The following is a 5,495-nucleotide window of genomic DNA, read 5'->3' on the forward strand; positions in this document are numbered from 1 at the left end:
AGCCGTGCCGCGCCGCCGGGCACGGCCGGGGTCTCCTCGGCGCACCGGGCGACGTGGTGGCGGGCCAGCCGCCACAGCTCGCGCTCCAGCGCCGGGCACAGGTCCGCGACGGCCGCGGCGACCTCGGCGAGATGGTTGACGAACAGGCAGTACACCACGCGGTCCCAGCCGCGCTCGGGATCGTAGGTCATGGCCCGCGCCACCGGGCCGGGCAGCTCGCCGAGGAAGGACGCCCACGGTTCGCGCAGTAGTTTGGTGCCCTCCAGGTCCCGGAAGATCGCCTGGATGGGCATGCCGTCGTCGTCCACGGTGACCAGGACGTTCTGCAGGTGAGGTTCGAGGACGACGCCGTGGTCGAGGTAGGCGCGCAGCACCGGCGGGGCGACGTGGCGGACGTAGGCGTCCCACCAGGCCAGCAGGTGCTCCCGGGAGGCGCCGGCGAGGAGCCGGGCGACGGCGGCGCCGCTGCGGGCGTACGGGTCGGCGATGGCGGCGGCGAGCAGGGGCGTGCCCGAAAAGCCGCGGACGCCCTCACGGACGATGACGCCGAGCCCCTCGTGCAGCCGCGGGTCGCCGACCGAGACCGTACGGTAGCCGGGTTCGCCGACCGCGCCGGCCGCCAGGCCGTCGAAGACCGGCCGCAGCGCGCGGGTCAGCGCGACGGCGCCGGGCAGTTCGTACCAGGCGTTCTTGCGCACGCAGTTGGTGATGCGCACGTCCAGGCTGAACTTCAGGAACGCGTCGGGCACGTACACCGTGCGCACCGAGGAGGTCGGCGCGGCCTCCGGGCCGTACGGGCCCAGGTCGATGATCGCGTCCGAGGAGGGTTCCAGCAGCGCGAGCTGCCAGGGGTGCGCGGGCAGCACGCGGTAGCCCGCGCGCACCGGCGGGCCGAGCCGGTCCAGCAGCGTGACGTCGCCCTCCTCGGCGACCGCGTCCTCGCGCACCGCGAGCCAGCGCAGCGGGAAGCGACGGCCGGTCTCGGGGGCGTAGGACGGCCAGTCGGCGCCCTGCCGCGCCTTGGGCGAGGGGTGGAACCGGTGTCCGGCGATCAGGGCCTGCTCCGAGTCGAGGTACGGGTCGGGCTCCGGCGGCCGCCCTTCGCCGATCATCGTCTCGACGGCGTCGTGGCTCGCCACGACCTGCTCGGCGAACTCCGGCTTGGCCTCGCCGGTCGTCAGCTCCAGCGCGCCGGCGACCAGCTCGGCGAGCCGCCGCCAGCCGAGCGGGACCCAGCCGCCGCGCAGCTCCTCGACCGGCGTGGCGAGACGCGGGGTCATCACCTGCGGCCGCAGCAGGCGCGCCCGCAGCATCACGCCGACGCGGGGGAGCCGCACGACGAGGTACGGATGGGCGGGCCAGATCTGCCGTTCCGGCGCGCACAACTCGCGCACCGCGCAGTTGAGCAGGGCGAGCGCGGTGATCTCACCGGCGTCGGTGCGGGGGGACGGCGGGGCCGGCACCGGCCGGACGGGAGCGGCGTGGGTGAGCGACGTCAAGACGCGGACCTCTTCGGATAGTTCTTCAGGTAGTTCGGCCCGGAGGGGCCGTAGTGCTTGTTGATGTCCTCGGCGCCGGTGCGGTCCTTGCCGACGAGCGTGCCGGCGGTGACCATGGCCTTGCCGGGCAGCCGGTCGGCGTCGAGGGTCCGGGCGCGCAGGAAACCGGTGTGGTCGTGCGCGGTGAGCGCCGAGTCGAGGCGGTCGCGGATCAGCCCCAGGCCCGTGGCGAGGGGCAGCAGGCCGCGTTCGGCGAGGCCGAACGCGATCGCGCCCGCGCACAGGTGCACGGTGATCGTGACGAAGACCCGGGCCGCGGCCTCCGGGTCCGCGCTCAGCAGCCGGCGGTCGGCGAACTCCCCGGGGTCGGGCGCCCGGCCGAGCGCGTCGGCGAGGCGCCGCAGGTCGATGAGCGCCCCGTCGTTGTCCTTGATGATCAGGCGCATCGGCGGCCCGGGGACGATCGAGACGTTCTGCTGATGTGCCTCGAGCGCGATGCCGTACCGCGTCAGCAGCGGGACGTTCCAGCGGAACAGGGTCTCCAGGTAGTCGCCGAAGAAGGCGGCCACGTCCGCGGCCAGCTCCTCGATGACGTATCGGCCCTCCGGCGTGCGGGCGAGCAGGGCCGCGACCGGTACGCCGTCGGCCGGCATCCGCCGCAGCAGGTACCCGCGGAGCGGGTCGTCGGCGTGTCCGTAGGTCTGCTCGTCGGCCAGGAGGACGGGCGCGTCCTCGCGCTCGGCGACGGCGCGGAGCACGCGTTCGACCAGGGCGCCGTCGGAGAGCGTGCCCGGCATGATCACCCGGCGGTTGCGCAGGCCGAGCGTGCTCGTCGGCAGCGGCAGTTTGAGCTGTTCGCGCGGCCCGACGGCCACCGTCCGCATGGACAGCGTGGGCCGTACGGTCACCGCGGGTCCGGTCACGGTCGGGAGCAGCCGGGCCGTCAGCGGGTGCACGGGGAACACGTCGGTCCCCTCCGGCAGGCCGAGGCCGGCGGCCGTGGGCCACCAGTCCGGGCGTAGGCCCTCGCAGGTGGAGCGCGGTACGGCGGTCCAGCAGAGCCGGAACGACGGGGCGAACTCCGGCGCGTAGGCGAGCAGGTCGCGCTCTTGCAGGCCGAGACGGCACCGCGCGGTCGGATAGACGGGGTGGTCGACGGTGGCGGCGAGCGCCTCGTAGCGGGTCACGCCGTCGGGGCGCGGCCGTACCGCGTCGTACAGGCGGAGCGCGCGCAGCGCCTCGCGGCACTCGCGTTCGAACGCGGCGACGTCGTCGCGGGGGTCGGCGAGCGCGCGGGTGGCCGCGATCACCTCGTCGAGGGTGAGCTCGTCGTCGTCGACCACGCGCTCGGCCAGGAACCCGGGGTGGCGGCCCGTCCCGGCCCGCTCGCGCGTCAGGGTGACGGCGCGTCCGCCCGGCAGTGTCAGCCGCCCGTCCGCGACGTGCCGCGACAGCTCGCCGTAGTCCTCGCGCAGGAGCGCGTCGAGCACGCGAGTGGCGAGGTAGACCTCGTGTTCACGGGACCGTACGGGCGCGACGGTCTCGCCGGTCAAGGGACGATCTCCCACGTGTGCCGCTCGCGGAACGCGCGGATCGCCGCGTCGACCGCGGCGGCGTCGGGGCCGATCGCGCGGATCATGCCGAGGTAGTCGCGGTTGGTGCGGGTCGGTTGGATCAGGTCGCCGAGCGTGCGGACCGGCCAGTAGGCGAGCCGCACGCCGCGTTCGCGGTCCGTGTGCTCCTGGCGCTCCGGCGCGCCGGTCAGCGTGCCCGGCCGGTCCGCGATCACCGAGTCGACCGCGGCGTGCCCGGTGGCGGCCGGTACGGGGGGAACCGGCTCGCCGAGGTGGGCGCGCAACACTAATTCGAAGATCGGCACGCCGAGCAGCTCGCCGAGCAGGAAGTCGCAGTGATCGCCGATGACCCGGTAGTTCACCTCGACGACGCGGGCGCGGCCCTCGTGCACGACGTACTCGGTGTGGCAGGCGCCGAGGCCGACTCCCAGCGTGCGCAGGGCGGCCAGGATCTCGTCGGCGAGGGGCGGTGTCGCCCAGTCGAGGCGTTCCTCGACGAAGTGCGGAGGGGGCGACAGCGTCGTGCGGAACCCGCCGAGGACCTGGCCGTTCAGCGTCTCCAGGGTGTGCAGCGCGCCGGGGAGGTACTCCTCGGCGACGAGCGCCTCGGACCGCCGGGCCCAGATCTCGGCGCAACGGGCCTTCAGCTCGTCCGCGTCACCGACGAGGAAGACGTCCTCGCTGGCCACGCCCTCGCGGGGCTTGACCACGAGGGGGTAGGGCGCGTCGCCGGGCGGCTCCTCGCCGGGCCACAGCTCGACGGCGTACACCCCGCCGAGCGTGCGGCGCATGAGCGCCTTGTTCTTGGTGCGCAGGGCGGCACGCCAGTCCTTGGCCGGCAGGCCGAAGAACTCCGCGGCCAGCGCCGTCGGCGTCTGCAGGTGGTCGCTGTTGGAGAAGATCGCCGCGGGCTCGCCGCCGTGGGAGACGGCGTCGACGATCGACCGGAAGTCCGTGACGTCGCAGCGGACGGTCTCCACCGGCCACTCGCGGTCGGTCAGCAGCGTGACGTCCAGGCCGAGCGCGGCGGCGGCCGGGAGGAACCCGTGCGCCACCGAGTCGGTCTGCTTGCCGCCCACGATGTAGAGCCGCACGGGTCCCCCGGTTCGTGATAATGGAGTGAGGTAAGGCTTACCTAAGCTCAGAGTGACCATAGTGGCGCGCGCCCACGGAGCTATGCAACCACGGACGCCGCGCGTGTCTTCGATAGCCTGCCAGGCGATGAGCGCTGACAAACCGACCGTGCTGCAGACCGACGACGTCCGGTTCGTACGAGACCGCCGGGCCCTGCTCGACGAGGTCTCCCTGACCGTACGAGAGGGGGAGCACTGGGCCCTCCTCGGCGCCAACGGCGCCGGAAAGTCCACGCTGCTCAGCCTCCTCGGCGCGTACCAGCATCCGACGAGCGGCTCGGTCGACGTGCTCGGCCGGCGGCTCGGCCGGGTGGACGTACGCGAGTTGCGCGCCCACATCGGGCACGTCAACCCGCACCACCCGCTGCGGTCCGCCCGCACGGTGCAGGAGATCGTGCTCACCGGGATCACCGGCAGCATCGAGCTGGTCCCGCACTGGAAGCCCGAGCCGGAGGAGCTCGACCGCGCCGAGGAGCTGATCGAGCTGCTCGGCCTCGACTCCCATCGCGACGCCCGCTGGCCGACCCTGTCGCACGGCGAGCGCGGCCGGGCCCTCATCGCCCGCGCGCTCATGCCGCGCCCCCGGCTGCTCCTGCTCGACGAGCCGGCCACCGGGCTCGACGTCGCGGCCCGCGAGCGGCTGCTCAGCTCGATCGACCAGCTTCGCCGCGCCCAGCCGTCGCTGACCACCGTGCTCGTCACCCACCACCTGGAGGAGCTGCCGGCCAGCACCACCCACGCGATCCTGCTCCGGCAGGGGCGGGTGCTCGCCTCCGGCGCCGCCGAGGAGGTGCTGACCACCGAGCTGATCAGCGCGTGCTTCGACCATCCGATCACCATCGAGCGGACCGGCGGGCGCTGGACCGCCCGAGCCTCCTGATGGACCTGCTGCGGCGCTGGCCGGGCCCGGAGACGCTCGGTGCCGACCTGCTGCGCCGGTACGCGGAGCCGCACCGCCGCTACCACACGACCGAGCACCTCGCCGACGTGCTCGACCATGTCGACGAGCTGGCCGGCGAGGCGGCCGACGCCGACGCCGTACGCCTGGCGGCCTGGTTCCACGACGCGGTGTATGACCCGACGCGCGGCGACAACGAGGAGCGCAGCGCCGTGCTGGCCGAGCGGATGCTCGCCGACACCGACCTGCCCGCCGCGACGGTCGCCGAGGTCGCCCGGCTCGTACGCCTGACCGCGACCCACGACCCGGCGGAGGGCGACCGTGACGGCGCCGTGCTGTGCGACGCCGACCTGGCCGTCCTCGCCGCGCCGCCGGACCGCTACGCGGCGTA

At 74.2% G+C, this 5,495-nt stretch carries 5 protein-coding genes; 2 read left to right on the forward strand and 3 right to left on the reverse strand.

The features are described from left to right. The 3 genes from ACFFNX_RS40695 to ACFFNX_RS40705 form a co-directional block, all read right to left on the reverse strand. Positions 1-1,499: IucA/IucC family protein (locus ACFFNX_RS40695; RefSeq protein ID WP_378211520.1), on the reverse strand; the 1,499-nt coding region annotated here is incomplete at its 3' end. Beyond that, on the reverse strand, positions 1,496-3,052 hold the full coding sequence (locus ACFFNX_RS40700; RefSeq protein ID WP_378211521.1) for an IucA/IucC family protein: 1,557 nt from the start codon (positions 3,050-3,052) through the stop codon (positions 1,496-1,498). The genes ACFFNX_RS40695 and ACFFNX_RS40700, both read right to left, overlap by 4 nt. After that, positions 3,049-4,167, reverse strand: a complete 1,119-nt coding sequence (locus ACFFNX_RS40705) for an ATP-grasp domain-containing protein (RefSeq protein WP_378211522.1) — start codon at positions 4,165-4,167, stop codon at positions 3,049-3,051. Before ACFFNX_RS40705 ends, ACFFNX_RS40700 begins: the two co-directional genes overlap by 4 nt. Positions 4,168-4,294: 127 nt before the next feature. Between ACFFNX_RS40705 and ACFFNX_RS40710 the strand changes: the two genes are divergently transcribed. Both ACFFNX_RS40710 and ACFFNX_RS40715 read left to right on the forward strand, forming a co-directional pair. Continuing rightward, positions 4,295-5,086, forward strand: a complete 792-nt coding sequence (locus ACFFNX_RS40710; protein ID WP_378211523.1) for an ABC transporter ATP-binding protein — start codon at positions 4,295-4,297, stop codon at positions 5,084-5,086. Further along, positions 5,086-5,495: HD domain-containing protein (locus tag ACFFNX_RS40715; protein WP_378211524.1), on the forward strand; the 410-nt coding region annotated here is incomplete at its 3' end. The genes ACFFNX_RS40710 and ACFFNX_RS40715, both read left to right, overlap by 1 nt.

Source organism: Actinoallomurus acaciae (assembly GCF_042429965.1).
In the GTDB taxonomy this organism is placed as follows: Bacteria; Actinomycetota; Actinomycetes; order Streptosporangiales; family Streptosporangiaceae; genus Actinoallomurus; species Actinoallomurus acaciae.

What these genes read in the sequence shown, in the direction of transcription:
- ACFFNX_RS40710 (WP_378211523.1), top strand. Translation starts at nt 4,295, where the DNA reads ATGAGCGCTGACAAACCGACCGTGCTGCAGACCGACGACGTCCGGTTC.